Annotated in this window: 12 protein-coding genes and 1 pseudogene; 10 read left to right on the top strand and 3 right to left on the bottom strand. The window is 59.7% G+C overall.

Features of this window, described 5'->3' with window-relative positions; translation table 11 throughout:
- Window positions 1-115: 115 nt before the first annotated feature.
- The 3 genes from GAO09_RS22960 to comJ all read left to right on the top strand — a co-directional run bounded on the left by GAO09_RS22960 (window position 116) and on the right by comJ (window position 2,777).
- Complete coding sequence (locus GAO09_RS22960) at window positions 116-1,462, top strand: formimidoylglutamate deiminase (RefSeq protein ID WP_153358110.1); 1,347 nt, start codon at window positions 116-118, stop codon at window positions 1,460-1,462.
- The gene (gene hutC / locus GAO09_RS22955; RefSeq protein WP_153358108.1) at window positions 1,459-2,184 is read left to right on the top strand and encodes a histidine utilization repressor; all 726 of its coding nucleotides are present in this window, start codon (window positions 1,459-1,461) and stop codon (window positions 2,182-2,184) included. The genes GAO09_RS22960 and hutC overlap by 4 nt, the downstream gene beginning before the upstream one ends.
- A gap of 86 nt (window positions 2,185-2,270) precedes the next feature.
- Complete coding sequence (comJ, locus tag GAO09_RS22950; RefSeq protein WP_153358106.1) at window positions 2,271-2,777, top strand: competence protein ComJ; 507 nt, start codon at window positions 2,271-2,273, stop codon at window positions 2,775-2,777.
- Between the two features lie 89 nt (window positions 2,778-2,866).
- On the opposite strand, the gene GAO09_RS22945 is transcribed toward comJ, so the two are convergent.
- Together GAO09_RS22945 and GAO09_RS22940 are read right to left on the bottom strand one after the other, a co-directional pair.
- A complete protein-coding gene (locus GAO09_RS22945) occupies window positions 2,867-3,145 on the bottom strand; it encodes a BON domain-containing protein (RefSeq protein WP_153358104.1) in 279 nt (92 codons plus the stop codon).
- Between the two features lie 56 nt (window positions 3,146-3,201).
- Window positions 3,202-4,755 (bottom strand): annotated as a pseudogene (locus GAO09_RS22940) (ATP-binding protein); the annotation flags it as partial.
- A gap of 152 nt (window positions 4,756-4,907) precedes the next feature.
- Between GAO09_RS22940 and GAO09_RS22935 the strand changes: the two are divergent.
- The 7 genes from GAO09_RS22935 (at window position 4,908) to GAO09_RS22905 (ending at window position 13,989) form a co-directional block, all read left to right on the top strand.
- Window positions 4,908-5,531, top strand: a complete 624-nt coding sequence (locus GAO09_RS22935; protein ID WP_153358100.1) for a TetR/AcrR family transcriptional regulator — start codon at window positions 4,908-4,910, stop codon at window positions 5,529-5,531.
- Between the two features lie 53 nt (window positions 5,532-5,584).
- Window positions 5,585-6,724 carry an efflux RND transporter periplasmic adaptor subunit gene (locus GAO09_RS22930; RefSeq protein WP_153358098.1) on the top strand — a complete coding sequence of 380 codons (1,140 nt, stop codon included), beginning with the start codon at window positions 5,585-5,587 and terminating at the stop codon, window positions 6,722-6,724.
- A gap of 24 nt (window positions 6,725-6,748) precedes the next feature.
- A complete protein-coding gene (locus tag GAO09_RS22925; RefSeq protein WP_153358092.1) occupies window positions 6,749-9,916 on the top strand; it encodes an efflux RND transporter permease subunit in 3,168 nt (1,055 codons plus the stop codon).
- Between the two features lie 165 nt (window positions 9,917-10,081).
- Complete coding sequence (cysP, locus tag GAO09_RS22920; RefSeq protein WP_153358090.1) at window positions 10,082-11,068, top strand: thiosulfate ABC transporter substrate-binding protein CysP; 987 nt, start codon at window positions 10,082-10,084, stop codon at window positions 11,066-11,068.
- Window positions 11,069-11,267: 199 nt separating this feature from the next.
- Complete coding sequence (gene cysT, locus GAO09_RS22915; protein ID WP_324185058.1) at window positions 11,268-12,092, top strand: sulfate ABC transporter permease subunit CysT; 825 nt, start codon at window positions 11,268-11,270, stop codon at window positions 12,090-12,092.
- A gap of 2 nt (window positions 12,093-12,094) precedes the next feature.
- A complete protein-coding gene (cysW, locus tag GAO09_RS22910) occupies window positions 12,095-12,973 on the top strand; it encodes a sulfate ABC transporter permease subunit CysW (protein ID WP_153358088.1) in 879 nt (292 codons plus the stop codon).
- On the top strand, window positions 12,970-13,989 hold the full coding sequence (locus tag GAO09_RS22905; protein ID WP_153358086.1) for a sulfate/molybdate ABC transporter ATP-binding protein: 1,020 nt from the start codon (window positions 12,970-12,972) through the stop codon (window positions 13,987-13,989). Before cysW ends, GAO09_RS22905 begins: the two co-directional genes overlap by 4 nt.
- On the opposite strand, the gene GAO09_RS22900 is transcribed toward GAO09_RS22905, so the two are convergent.
- Window positions 13,986-15,092, bottom strand: coding sequence for a DNA alkylation repair protein (locus GAO09_RS22900; RefSeq protein WP_153358084.1), 1,107 nt, complete (start codon window positions 15,090-15,092; stop codon window positions 13,986-13,988). The two genes, GAO09_RS22905 and GAO09_RS22900, sit on opposite strands and share 4 nt — an antisense overlap.
- Between the last annotated feature and the right edge of the window lie 59 nt (window positions 15,093-15,151).

Here is a 15,151-nt window from a genome sequence, read left to right as displayed (position 1 = left end):
CCCAAGTTGGTGATAATGTATATACATAATGGTCGGACTGGCAATACGGAATTTTTCGGGATGATCGTGTTGGCCGCCAGGCAGGCCCAAGGCAGGCATCGAGGAGTTTTTGAAAATGACGACACTTCATGCACAGTCGGCCTTGTTGCCAGGCGGTTGGGTCCAAAATGTTCGGCTGAGGGTCGAGGCGGGCCGCATTGCCAGCATCGAGACCGGCGTGGATGCGGAGGTGGATGACGAACGTCATGCTCTGCTGCTGCCGGCCATGCCCAACCTGCACAGCCATGCCTTTCAGCGCGGCATGGCGGGACTGGCGGAAGTGCGCGGGCCATCAAACGACAGCTTTTGGAGCTGGCGCACGGTCATGTACAAGTTTGCGCTGTCGATGACGCCGGATCATGTCGAAGCCGTTGCCGCACAGCTTTACATGGAAATGCTGGAAGCCGGTTTTTCCCGCGTCGGCGAGTTCCACTACCTGCATCACGATAAGAATAGTTCGCCTTATGCCAACCCGGCAGAATTGGCCGTGCGCATCGCCGCCGCGAGCGAAGAGACTGGCCTGTCGCTGACGCTGTTGCCGGTGTTTTATGCGCATTCCGGGTTCGGTGGTGCGGCGCCTGCCGAAGGGCAGCGGCGCTTTATCCATTCTCTCGATGCTTTCGAAAAACTGATGGCCTCCTGCACCGGTTTGATCGCCGGTGTCGATGGTGGAGTGCTCGGCGTTGCGCCGCATTCGCTGCGTGCCGCCACACCGCAAGAACTCTCCGCCGTCGTGCCGATGGCGGCTGGCGGGCCGGTGCATATCCATGTTGCCGAACAGGTGAAGGAAGTGGAAGACTGCATTGCATGGTCGGGCGCGCGGCCGGTGGAATGGCTGCTGGACAACGCACCGGTCGATAATCGCTGGTGCCTCATCCACGCCACCCACATGACCGACGCCGAAACGCGCGCGATGGCAAAGCGTGGGGCGGTGGCGGGTCTCTGCCCGATCACCGAGGCCAATCTCGGCGATGGCATCTTTTCTGCGCCGGCCTTTCTGGAAGAAGGCGGACGGTTCGGCATCGGGTCGGATTCCAACATCCTGATCTCCCTGCCGGAAGAATTGCGGACTTTTGAATATTCGCAGCGCCTCGGTCTTCGCGCCCGCAATGTCGTGGCCGATAGCGGCGGTTCGACGGGCCAAAAACTGTTTGAAGGCGCACTTGCCGGCGGGGCGCAGGCGCTTGGTGCGGCGGCGGGTCTTGTCGTGGGCAATCCGGCCGATATGGTTTCGTTGAATGCCGAAGCCGTGCCCTATCTTGCGCCGGATAAAATTCTCGATCATTGGCTGTTTGCGGGCGGCGTTTCCGTCGATTGTGTCTGGGCGCGCGGTGTGCGGCAGGTCTCCGGTGGTCGGCACAGGCGGCGTGACGAAATCAACCGCCGTTTTCAGGCGGCGATGAAGGAGCTTCTGGCGGAATGAAGATTGTGAGGGATGCGACGCTGCACCAGCGTATCCTCGGCGATATCGAGGCGCGCATCGTGTCGGGCGAATGGCCACCAGGGCACCGCATCCCGTTCGAGGTGGATCTCGCTGCCGATTATAATTGTTCGCGCATGACCGCCAACAAGGTGCTGACTCAGCTTGCCAAATCCGGACTGATCGAACGCCGCAAGAAATCCGGCAGTTTTGTCGCCCAGCCACGCGCGCAATCGGCCGTGCTGGCGATTGCCGAAATCGAGGCTGAAGTGCAATCGCTGCGGCTTTCCTATTCGCACATAGTTCATGCCCGCAGCAAACGTCGTGCCAATGCTGCCGACAAACAGAGGCTGGAGTTGTCGGAGGCTGCCTCTGTGCTGGATATCACCTGCATTCACCAAGCTGGCGCGGCACCTTTTTGCCTGGAGGAACGGCTGATCAGTCTTGCCACCGTGCCCGAGGCCGAGGCAGAAACATTCGACACGGTCTCGCCCGGTACATGGCTGCTGAAACGGGTGCCATGGAGTGCTGCCGAAAACCGCATCTCGGCCGTTTCAGCCGGTGCCTCGGTTGCCATCCTGCTTGATATCGAAAAAGGCACGGCCTGCCTGGTCATCGAACGCCGTACCTGGAGCCCGGCCGGACCGGTGACGTCGGTGCGCCTGACCTATCCCGGCGACCGGCATGCGCTGGTGGCGAAATTTGCGCCCGGTGGGGAAGGGTAAATCCGCTGCTTCCAGTGATTGGCTTTTTCCGAAGCAATCCTATTTTCTGCCGATGACGGCATGATTAAAGTTCGGCGGAGAAATACATGCTGGCATCCCTGAATGTCCTTATCAATTACGGGCAATTGATCCTGTATCTGCCTTCCGTCGACCGTCCGGGACATCTCTGGGGCGAGCCGGAAATGCAGCAGGGTTTTGCATGGTCGCCGGGTATCGTCAGTTTCGGCGTGCCGGAACATGCTTTCATCTGCACAGTTGAAATCGAAATGGTGGACGCATTCCGTACATCGCCGGATGCGATATCCTGCCTGCGTGTTCCGTTCGATGTCTCTGAAACCCCGGTTCAGATCGGTTCGATCTTCGAGTATGAACCGGTTGATATACCAACCGGAGCCTACAGCCTGATATGTGAGGTTCTGCCCGGATGCGGGACCTGGGAAATCGAAACGGATGATCAGAAGGAGATCGGTGACATCGATCATGTCATCAAAATCGCGCTTGCGCGCGGTGACTCGGATATCTTCGAAGTTCTGAAAACCGGAGGTGCGGTTTTTTCGGATAAGGTTCTCAGCCGCCTATGTGCGCTTGCGTGAGTCCAAGCCATCGGCAGCATAGTGCTCCGCCCTCTCGACCGTGAGGATGGAGCAAGGTTGGGCTTCCATGCCGACATTAAAACCTGATCTTAATGGATAAAACCGCCGCTGCGGATAAAATTCCGGACCTGGCTGACGCCTTGCACACAAGCGGCAACTTCGGTGGCACGGGCAATTTCCTGCTCATCGAGCACGGTCCCGGTGAGCGTGATTTCCGAACCGTCGGCCACCACCGTCACATCGCTGGCATCGACCCCGAAATTGGTTGCGAGTGCATCGGCGACGCGGGTTTCAAGTTCGGCGGCAGGCGGGTTTTCCACCTCGATCGTCGGTTCCTTGTCGTAAAACATTGGGGGTTTGTACACCATGACCGTTCCTCCTTCGTTACGTGTTGACGGATCAACGCGAAGGCGGGCAGTTTGGTTCAATGCATCGCGGTGCCGACAATTTCTTTGAGCTGCGCCTGTGTAAACGGTTTTGCAAGCCGCGGCAGCTGCTGGTCGGTGCCGGCCGGCAGTTCGGCGTAACCGGTCGCCAGGATCACCGGAAGGGTGGGGCGCAGCCGTGCGATCTCCAGCGCCAGTTCCGAACCGGTCATCTGCGGCATGGAATGGTCGGTGATGACAAGGTCGAGCTTTTCGCCGCCATTGATGACAGACAGGGCATCGGCGGCGCTATAGGCCTCGATCACGGTGTGACCCAGATCTTCCAGCATCAGCGTCGTGTTCATCAGCACCAGCGCGTCGTCATCGACGGCGAGAATGGTGAGCGGGCGGGTGTTTTCCTGTGGCAGGATCAGGGGCAGTTCGGGCTCGAGGATTGTCTCGTCCATCCCGGCAATAGGCAGAGAGAGGAAGATCGTCGTGCCTTCGCCACGCGTGCTCTCGATGCTGAGCGCGCCGCCGGACTGTTCGATCAGCCCCTGCACCATGGAAAGGCCAAGGCCGGTGCCGCGGCCGACACCCTTGGTGGTGAAGAAGGGCGTGGTCGCATGCGCCAGTGTTTCGGCATCCATGCCTTCGCCATCATCCTTCACGCTGATTGAAAGATAGCGGCCCGGTTTCAGCCGCCCATCCGTATCGGTGACGTCCTGTGGGGTTGCCGAAATGGTGATGGTACCGCCTTGCGGCATGGCATCGCGGGCGTTGACGATGAGGTTCAGCAGTGCGGTTTCAAGCTGGTTTGGATCGGTCTGCACATAGGGCAAGTTGCCGGCAAAATCGGTCTCGATGGTCAGCGTCTGGCTGAGTGAGCTTTTCAGGAAATCGCGCATGCCAAGGACGAGTTTCGGCACATCGACCGGCAGCACGTTCAATTCCTGCCGACGCGAAAAGGCGAGCATGCGCTGGGTGAGTGCTGCACCACGTTCGGCACCACGTATGGCATTGTCGATCAGCGGTAAAAGCGACGGATCTTCGGGCAAACGCTTGCGCAGCATTTCCAGGCTGCCCATGATCGCCATCAGCAGGTTGTTGAAATCATGGGCGACGCCGCCGGTCAGCTGGCCGATCGCCTCCATCTTCTGCGCTTGGAACAGTTCCTCGCGCGCTTTCGCCAAGGCTTTCTGGGCTTCCATGCGTTCGCTGTTGTCGCGAGTAATTTTTGCGAAACCGACGACGTTTCCGGCATCGTCATGGATCGCGTCGATGACGACATGGGCCCAGAAGCGGCTGCCATTGCTGCGCAGGCGCCAGCTTTCCTTCTCGAACCGTCCGTCACGGCGGGCGGTCGACAGTGCGCGCTGCGGTTCGCCGCGGGTGCGGTCTTCGTCCGTATAGAAGAGTGAAAAATGTCGGCCGATGATCTCTTCGGCGCTGTAACCCTTGATGCGCTCGGCACCGGAGTTCCACGTCGAAACGTGGCCGTCTGCATCCAGCATGTAGATGGCGTAATCGGTGATGGAATCCAGAAGTGTCTGGTAGAGCCCCTCGCTCGTCAGCATCGCTGGATGGCCCTTGGCCAGATTCATGGCGTCCCGTTGCTCCCTCACAGTCTTGCGTAACCACTCTAATACGGAATTTGTTCCGAAACCGATAATCCTTCGGAGACGGTTGCCAAGCGATTGACAAACACGCGTTGTCGAATTACGACTGACGAAAATTAAAATTCGTCAGTCGTAACGGAGCAGACATGAGCGATAGCCTTCAGGCCAGTCATGCCGCCAGTGCAAACGCAGCCGACGTAAGGTCGGAAAATGTCGAGCGCATCCTCGATACCGCCGAGCGGCTGTTCCGGCATTACGGATATACGAAGACCAATGTGGCCGACATCGCCAAGGAATTGGGCATGTCGCCGGCAAATATCTATCGGTTCTTCGCTTCCAAAGCGGAAATCCATCAGGCACTGGCGCGCCGCATGCTGGCTGCAAGCTATGATCTCGCGGTTATCAGCATCCAGGGCGCAAAAACGGCTGCGGACGGTCTGCGCGCCTATGCGCTCGGTCAGCATCGCATGACGCTTGAAACCATGCTGCATGAGAATAAGGTGCACGAGATGGTTGTGATTGCCATCGCGCAACAATGGCAGGTCATAGAAGAGCATATCGAGCGGGTCCGCGTGCTGGTTGCGGATCGGATCGAGCAGGGCATCAAGGCCGGCGAATTCCGCCAGCAGGATGCCGATGTCGCATCGGATTGCTTCATGCAGGCGACGGTGGCGCTGTGTCACCCTCAAATTATTGCAGACTGTCTTTCTGAAGGTCGGCGCGCGACGCCGGAGGATCTTGTCGAATTTGCACTTCGGGCGCTTCGCTGACCTTGCCGAGGTTACGAAGCCTATCGAACCATCAACCGCACAGGGGCGCGGCCATGTCGAACTTTTCCAAATTGTCTCTCGGTCTTGTTTTTTTCTCATCGCTTGCGATTGCGGGCTGTAGCGAGGAAAAAAAGCCGGAAGCCGCTGAAGTCCTGCGGCCGGTCAAGGTCGCCGAGATCGGTGCTGCCGATGAAGGCCGTGCACTTGTCTATTCCGGTTCGGTCCGGGCAAGAAAACAGATGGATCTCGGTTTTCGCGTGGCGGGAAAAATCACCGAGAGGCTGGTCGATATCGGTGATCGGGTGACGCCCGGTACGGTTCTTGCCCGTTTGGACGCCGTCGATCTGCAGCTGGCCGTGCGCCGGGCCGAGGCCGATCTGGCCTCCGCCGAAAAGCAGGTGGAGATTTCGACGCTTGCTCGCCGCCGCGCCGAAAATCTCGCATCCAAGAATATTGCGCCGCAGGCCGAGCTGGAACAGAGCACGCTTGCGGCCGATCAGGCTGTCTCGGCCCGACAGTCGGCTGTATCGGCGCTGGAACAGGCCCGCAATCAGGTTGCCTATGCCGAACTTAAGTCAGATGTGAATGGCATCGTCACGGGTATCAGTGCCGAGGCCGGACAGGTGGTGGCTGCCGGCACTGCGGTGATTTCGGTCGCCGTCGATGGCGAAAAGGAAATCGAGATCGCGGTGCCGGAAAACGATATCGCCCAGTTCCGGCCCGGCAAGACCGTATCCGCGACCTTCTGGTCCTATCGCGACCTGACGCTTGAAGGCAAAGTCCGCGAGGTTTCCGGCAGCGCCAACACGCAGTCGCGCACATTCACGGTTCGCGTCAGCCTGCCCGAAGATGAGCAGTTGCGGCTCGGCATGACCGGCATGATCACCGCCCGCACCGATGGCGCGGTGGCGGCCTATTCCGTGCCGCTTGCCGCTGTCACCGAAAAGGACGGCAAGAAGATCGTCTGGATCGTCGACAAGGCCAAAGGCACCGTGCATTCGCGTGCCGTGACCGTTGCCGGTTTTGCCGATGACGGCGTGCGCATCGCTGATGGCGTCAAGCCCGGCGAGACGGTTGTCGCGGCCGGTACGCAGTTCATGGCGGAAGACATGAAGGTGAAGGTGCCGGGGGCGACCACGGCGGAAGCCGAAGGCAAAACGCAGACGGCGCCCGCCAGCGCCGATCGTTCGTAACCGGTTCCGGAGAGGGAAAAGATCATGTCGTCCTCCGATCACACACCGTCCGGCCCCAATTCTGGTGTTGACCAGACCCCGGAAAAGCAGCCCTTCAACCTGTCGCGCTGGGCGATCGCCCATCCGAGCATCGGCCGTTTCCTGTTCGGACTGATCATCATCATCGGTGCGCTTGGCATCATGAACATGGGCCAGAAGGAAGATCCTGATTTCACCTTCCGCGTCATGGTCGTGCAGGCCGTGTGGCCGGGTGCCTCGCTTGAGGAAATGCAGGATCAGGTCGCCAACAAGATCGAGCGCAAGCTGCAGGAAACCCCGCATCTCGACTGGGTAAAATCCTATTCGCGTGCCGGATCCACCATCATCACGCTGCAGATCAAGGGCGATACGACCGCCCGTGACGTGGCCGACGCCTTCTATCAGGTGCGCAAGAAGGTCGGCGACATTACCGATCTGCCGGATGGCCTGCTGGGCCCGTATTTCAACGATGAATTCGGCGATACCTACATTACCCTGCACGCGATCAGCGGTGATGGTTACAGCTATCCGGAGCTGAAAAAATACGCCATTCAGGCGCGCGACATGTTGATCGCCACGCCCGGCGTCGAAAAGGCCGTCATCCTCGGTGACCAGGCGGAAAAGATCTATATCGATGTGTCGTCCAAAATTCTGGCCGAGCACAATCTGACATTCAACGACCTCCAGAGCGCCCTTGCGGGCCAAAACACCGTCGATCCGGCCGGAAACGTAGAGACCTCCAGTCGCTCCGTCCGGATCGCGGTGGAGGGAGGCGTGACGACACCGGAAGATGTGCGCGAACTGCGCCTGCGCACCGGTTCGCAGGTGATCCGTCTCGGCGATATCGCCACCGTTTCCTCCGGTCTTGCCGAACCTTACGATCGCAAATACCGCTTCAACGGGCATGATGGCGTGCAGGTCGGTGTCGTCATGGCGCCCGGCTTCAAGGTGACCGATGTCGGCACCTCCGTCGAGGCGACCTATGAGCGGTTCATTGCCTCCATGCCGGTCGGTGTCTCGGTCGATCAGGTCTCCAACCAGCCGGAAGTGGTGACCGAAGCCGTCGGCGAATTCACGCAGGCGCTGATGGAAGCGCTGGTGATCGTGCTGGCCGTATCGCTGATCTCGATCGGCTGGCGCTCCGGCATCATCATCGCCATCGCCATTCCGCTGGTTCTCGCCGCGACACTTGCCATCATGTACGCTTTAGGCATTGAGCTGCAGCGCATCTCGCTCGGCGCGCTGATCATTGCGCTTGGCCTTCTGGTGGATGATGCGATGATCGTCGTCGAGATGATGGAGCGCAAGCTGGAGGAGGGGCTGCCGAAACTCGAGGCCGCCACCTTCGCCTATTCCTCCACCGCATTTCCGATGCTGACGGGCACGCTGATCACCGTTGCCGGTTTCATTCCGGTCGGTTTCGCGGATTCGACCGCCGGTGAATATGTGCGCTCGCTGTTCTATGTCGTCGGCATTGCGCTGGTCGTCTCGTGGTTTGTGGCCGTCTATTTCACGCCGTGGATCGGCTATATGCTGCTGAAACAGCGCGCCCATGTCGGCACCCATCACGATGCCTATGACACGCGGTTCTATCGCGGCCTGCGCCACTCGGTCGGCTGGGCGGTCAAGCATCGCGTGATCGTGCTGCTTCTGACGCTCGGCGTGTTTGCCGGCAGCCTGTGGTCCTTCCAGTTCATCCCGCAGAGTTTTTTCCCGCAATCGTCGCGGCCGGAAATTCTCGTCGACATGTGGCTGCCGGAAGGAACGTCGATTGAGGAAACCGAACGTCAGGCGAAGGCGCTGGAAGACCGTATCCTGCCCGATCCAGACAAGACCTTTGTCGCCACCTATATCGGTGAGGGCGCACCGCGCTTCTTCCTGCCGCTCGACCAGCAGCTTCGCAACCCGAACTATGCGCAATTGCTGGTGATGGCCAAGGACGTGGAGTCCCGCGAGCGAATGATCGAAAAACTGCGCAAGACACTGGCGGAAGATTTTCCGACCGTGCGCGGCAAGGTCGATCGCCTGTTCCTCGGCCCTCCGGTCGGCTGGGCCGTGCAGATGCGCGTGCTTGGACCGGATCGTGATGAAGTGCGCCGCATTGCCGATCAGGTGAAGGAACGTTTCCACCAGAACCCGGTTCTCGGTGCGGTTCACGACGACTGGCTGGAAAAAGTGCCGGCGATGAAGCTGGTCATCGATCAGGACCGTGCCCGTGCGCTCGGCGTGTCCTCTCAGCGCGTGCGGCAGATGCTCTATGCAGCCACCACCGGTGCGCCGCTGGGTGATTTCCGCGATGGCGAGGAAACGGTATCGATCGTTGCCCGCGAACCGGCGGAAACCCGAAAACTGCTGTCGGCTGTGGAAAGCGTCTATATCCCCACCGATAGCGGTGCCTTCGTGCCGGTATCGCAGATCGCCCGCGTCGAACCGGTTCTGGAAAACGGCATCGAATGGCGCCGTGACCGCCTGCCGACCATCACCATCAAGGCCACCGTGCCGGACAGTGTGGAGCCGACCGACCTTTCGATGAAGCTCTATAACCAGCTGAGCGATATCCGTGCGGAACTGCCGGCCGGTTACCGTGTCGAGATCCAGGGCGGTGCGGAGGATGCGGCCGAAAGCCAGCAGTCGATTGCGGCCAAGGTGCCGGTCATGCTGCTGGTCATCGTGGCCCTGCTGATGGTGCAGCTCCAGCATTTTGGAAAATCCATGCTGGTTCTCGCCACCGGTCCGCTCGGCATCATCGGGGCCGCCGCGGCACTTCTGATCACCGGTGCGCCCTTCGGCTTTGTGGCCATCCTTGGTGTCATCGCGCTGCTTGGCATCATCATCCGTAACTCGATCATCCTGATCGACCAGATCGATCAGGATATCGCCGCCGGCATGCATAAGGCCGATGCGATAACCGGCGCTGCCGTGCGTCGTTTCCGGCCGATCGTTCTGACCGCGATGACGGCGGTTCTGGCACTGATCCCGATCTCCTGGGGTCTGTTCTGGGGGCCGCTGGCCTATGCGATGATGGGCGGCATTCTGGTCGCTACTGTGCTGACCATCTTTGTTCTGCCGGCCGGTTATGCGCTGTTTTTCGGTCGCGAGCCGAAGGAGACGGAAAAGTCCTCGGACCAGCAGAATGAGCCCCAGCAACTCGACTTGCCGATGGCGGCGGAATAACGCAATCCGGGGCCTGTTTCATCATCTTGGAACAGGCCTCGCCAAACTGCTTCTCCTTTGGTGGAAAATTCTCATCAGGGCGCGCCGCGTGGTGGCGCTTTTCTCGTCGTTCCCGGTCTTGCCCCATATGTTGGCGATAACGACAGATCCCATCGGAGACTTTTGATGAACCGCCTCCTGATCCTCGGCACTGCCCTGGCTTCGCTTTTCGTCCAGCCCGCCTTCGCGCAGGATGCCAACAAGCTGCTCAACGCTTCCTATGACGTGGCCCGCGAACTGTTCGTTGCCGAAAACGAGGCTTTCGTGAAGGCGCATCCGGGCGTCACCATCGACCAGTCGCACGCCGGCACATCCAAGCAGGCGCGTTCGATTGTCGAAGGTCTGGAAGCCGATGTGGTGACCTTCAACCAGTCGACCGATATCGATTTCCTCGCCAAGAACGGTTTTGTGTCCAAGGAATGGACCAAGGCATTCCCGAACAATGCCTCGCCCTTCTATTCCTTCCCGGCCTTCCTAGTGCGCGCCGGCAACCCGAAAAACATCAAGGGTTGGGCCGACTTGGGACGTGACGATGTTCACGCCGTCTTCCCGAACCCCAAGACGTCAGGCAATGCGCGCTACACCTATCTCGCGGCCTATGCCTGGGCAAAAGAAGAATACAAGGACGACGCCGAGAAGATCGACGCCTACATCACCAAGATCTTCGACAACGTTCCTGTCTTCGATACCGGCGGCCGTGCGGCCACGACCAGCTTTGTCGAACGCGAACAGGGCGATGTGCTGATCACGTTCGAAGCCGAGACCCGTGGCATCGAAAAGCAGTTCGGCAAGGACAAAGTGCAAAACGTCGTGCCTGAGGTCAGCCTGCTGGCCGAATTCCCGGTTGCCGTGGTTGACAAGGTTGCCAAGAAGCACGGCACGGAACAGCTGGCCAAGACCTATCTCGACTTCCTCTATACGGAAGAAGGCCAGAAGATCGCCGCCGAATTCGGCCACCGCGTCAACAACGAAAAGGTCGCGGCCGCGTTCAAGGACCAGTTCCCTGAAGTTCGCCTCGTCAAGGTCGAGGACGTTTTTGGCGGCTGGGACAAGGTGCAGAAGGAGCATTTCGCGTCCGGCGGCACGCTCGACAAGCTTTACGGCAGCCGCTAACTTTTCCTGAAATCGGCTGATTGCCAAACTCACTTCCGTCATGCTCGGCCCTGAGCCGAGCATCTGCTGAGCCAAATGAGAGCGCGGTAGATCCTCGGCACAAGGCCGAGGATGACGGGCGAGCGAGTGGGCAACCTCGTAATCCTTCCGACCGGCGGATTTCCATCCGCCGGATTTTCCGTAACAAGGAACCGACTGCGTGAGACGTCGTAATGTCCTGCCCGGCCTGCCGTTATCGCTGGGCGTGACCCTGTTTTATGTCGGCCTGATCGTGGTGCTGCCACTGGCCGCCCTCGTCATCAAGGCGGCAAGCCTTGGGCCTGCCGACTACTGGCAGATCATATCCTCGCCGCGTGCTGTCGCCAGCTATCGTGTCACCGTGCTCTCGGCATTGGGCGCCACCGTCTTCAACCTGTTTTTCGGACTGGCGCTCGCATGGGTGCTGACGCGTTACCGCTTTCCCGGCCGGCGCATCGTCGATGCCATGGTCGATCTGCCGTTTGCGTTGCCGACAGCCGTCGCCGGTATCGCGCTGACGGCGCTGTTTGCCAACAATGGCTGGTTCGGCTCCATTCTGGGAGAATTCGGCATCAAGGTTGCCTATACCCAGCTCGGCATCATGATCGCCATGTGTTTCACCTCCATTCCCTTCGTGGTGCGCACGGTTCAGCCGGTGCTGGAGGATCTCGATCCGGCATTGGAAGAGGCTGCGCAATCTCTCGGCGGTTCCGACTGGGAGATTTTTCGCAAAGTCATCCTGCCATTGCTGACGCCGGCGCTTATGGCCGGTGTTTCGCTCTCCTTCGCCCGCTCGCTGGGTGAATTCGGCGCGATCATCTTCATTGCCGGCAACCAGCCGATGTCGACGGAAATCACCGCGCTGCTGATCTTCATCCGCCTTGAAGAGTATGATTATCAGGCCGCAGCCGCCATCGCGTCCGTGCTGCTGATCACCGCCTTCGTCATGCTGGCCATTACCAATTGGCTGCAGGCGCGGGCGCTGCGATACACGGTGAAGGGATAGTCATGAGCAATCATCCCTCCCGCAGAAAGCCGCCACGTGTCGGCGACAATCCGCTGTTTCGCCGCACGCTGATCGGCATTGTGCTGGTGATCGGCTTCTTCATGGTACTGGCGCCGCTGGTCATTATCGCGGTCGAAGCCTTTGCCAAGGGCTGGCAGGTTTATCGCGACACGATCATCCATCCCGACACGCTGCATGCAGTCGGGCTGACCGTACTGGCGGCGCTGATCGCCGTGCCTCTCAATACCGCCTTCGGCATCGCCGCCGCATGGGCAATCACCAAGTTCGATTTCTGGGGCAAGCGGTTTCTGCTGGTCGTCATCGAAATCCCGTTTTCGGTCTCGCCTATCGTCGCCGGTGTCGCCTATCTGTTTGTTTACGGCCTTCAGGGCCTTTTTGGACCGCTGCTCGATGCCTGGGACATCAAAATCCTGTTCGCCATTCCCGGCATCATCATCGCCTCGATGTTTGTCACTGCGTCCTTCGTGGCACGTGAACTGATCCCACTGATGCAGGCGCAGGGACGTGATCTTGAGGAGGCGGCAACATCGCTCGGCGCTTCCGGCTTTCGCACCTTCCTTTCGGTGACCTTGCCGAACGTCAAATGGGCGCTGCTTTACGGCGTCATTCTGTGCAACGCGCGGGTGATGGGCGAGTTCGGCGCGGTCTCTGTCGTGTCCGGCAATATTCGCGGCCAGACCAATACACTGCCTTTGCATATCGAGCTGCTCTACCACGATTATCAGGCGGCGGGCGCGTTTGCGTCTGCTTCCATTCTGGCATTGCTTGCCGTCTTCACCATCATCGCCAAGGTTTTGCTCGAGCGCCAAGGCGCTGGTCGCGTTCGCAAAACCGCCAACCCGGCTGAGAAAACATCATGAAAATCCGCCTCGAAAACGTCGTCAAAACTTTTGAGACCTTTCGCGCCGTCAAGGACGTGTCGCTTGATATCGAAAGTGGTGAACTGGTGGCACTGCTTGGCCCATCCGGCTCTGGAAAAACCACCATCCTGCGCATGGTGGCCGGGCTCGAATATTCTGATGGCGGCCACATCTATTTCGGCGATCAGGATGCCACCGACATTCCGGTGCGCGACCGCGGCGTCGGTTTCGTGTTCCAGCATTACGCGCTTTTCCCGCATATGACGGTGGCCGACAACATCGCTTTCGGCATGAAAGTGTCCAAGGTGAAACGCGACAAGGCGGCCATTGATGCCCGCGTCACCGATCTGCTTCGCCTTGTCCGTCTCGAAGGCCTCGGCGATCGTTTCGCGGCACAGATTTCCGGCGGCCAGCGGCAGCGCGTGGCGCTTGCCCGCGCCCTTGCCGTCGATCCGAAAGTGCTGCTGCTCGACGAACCTTTTGGCGCACTCGATGCCAATGTACGACGGGACCTGCGCCGCTGGCTGCGCGAAATCCATTCGGAACTAGGCATCACCACGCTGTTCGTCACCCATGACCAGGAAGAGGCGCTCGACCTGGCCGACCGCGTGGTCATCCTCAAGGATGGCCGGATCGTGCAGCAGGGCACGCCGCAGGAGGTCTGCCGCGATCCGCAATCCGCCTTCGTGATGAAGTTTTTGGGCGATGCCAATATGATCGCCGCTGAGGTGCGCGATGGGCGTGCCTATACCGGTGATGTGTCGGTGGATGCGGTTGGTGTGGCGGACGGTAAAGCGGAACTTTACGCGCGGCCCGCCGATCTCGACTGGTCTGAGCAGGGGCCGGGCATTGCCGCGACGATTTCGCGGGTTCTCGACCGCCCGGATGGTCGACGGGTGCTGGCAGCGACCGGCGCAGGAGAGGCGCTGGAATTCGACGTCGAGCCGGAACGGCAGGTGAGGGCCGGAGAGGCCGGTTTCGTAACGCTGCGGCGGGCTAAGGTGTTTGCCGCCTAAGCGACGATCTCGAACGCTCCTTGCGCCAGCACTTCCCCGTTGACAATCAGGTCCACCGCATGTCGGCCGGGATAATGCACACGGGTGGTGAAATCACGGATGGCACGGCTGATGGATAGCTCGATGCTTACCCCGGCATCGAGGGTGATTTCTTTCCATTTAAAAACCTTTTTCGAAGTGCCGCTGGCCTTCTTCACGTAATGCACGGCGTAATCGACCACGAGTTTTTGTGGTGCCGATGCCGTCGAGGTCAGTTGCGTGGAAATTTTCACGGCACTGCCGAGTTTCAGGGCTGACGGCGTCACCACGAAGCTACTGATTGTCACCTCGGCCTTATGACCCGCTCCCAGCACATGCAGGGCGCGGGCATCGCCCTTCTTGATCAGCGTGCGCAACGCCTGTCGGATGATCCAGTTGCTGTGGGCGTTGGTCTGGTCCCACCCGCTGATCTTTTGCAGCACCCAGTCCGGGTGGTCCTTGGTGATGTCATTCAGATGGTTGGCGACGGATTTGCGGACATACAGCGCCGGGTCGCTGCGCAGGTTTTCAAGGATCGTTGCGACAGGCGAGGGATCGGCGATCAGTTCCTTCAACTGGAACGACCATGGCAGGCGCGGGCGGCAGCCTTCGGAAGAGAGGCGGCGCACATGCTCGTTCTCATCCTTGGACCAGCCTTCCATCACCATGAGTGTGCGGGCCTGATCCTTTTGCAGAAAATGGCGGATGGCGAATTCGGAGGAGCCGAACTGCGTGAAAAAAGCCAGCGCCCGCATGGAAAGGTCGAAATCATCATGGCCGTAAAGCGCCACATATTCCGGCAGCGTGATCGAGGCAAAACCGTGATTGATACGCGGGGCCAGTGCTCGGAGAATTTTGAGGTTCTTTTCATAGGGGCCGGGCAGGGTGGCGTGAAAGGAGACTGCGATCTGCCGCAGACGCTGCATGATGCTGAGATCATCCAGTCCCTCCGATGCCAACTTCAGAAATCGGTCGCCGTCAAAACCCGGATGGATTGCAGCAGTCTCACTGGCAAAATGCTCGAGGCGGGCGCGATTGAAGATTTCCTTGAGGAGAGGCGCGGCTTCGGTCGTGGCTTCGGTCATCATCTCACTCGCATGTTCACTCTTTGTTTTCGTATGCGACTATTCTCACGCAGACAATC

Source organism: Endobacterium cereale (assembly GCF_009617585.1).
GTDB lineage: Bacteria > Pseudomonadota > Alphaproteobacteria > Rhizobiales > Rhizobiaceae > Neorhizobium > Neorhizobium cereale.
Note: the sequence above shows the minus strand (reverse complement) of the source record. Positions and strands in the feature narration are given on the sequence as shown.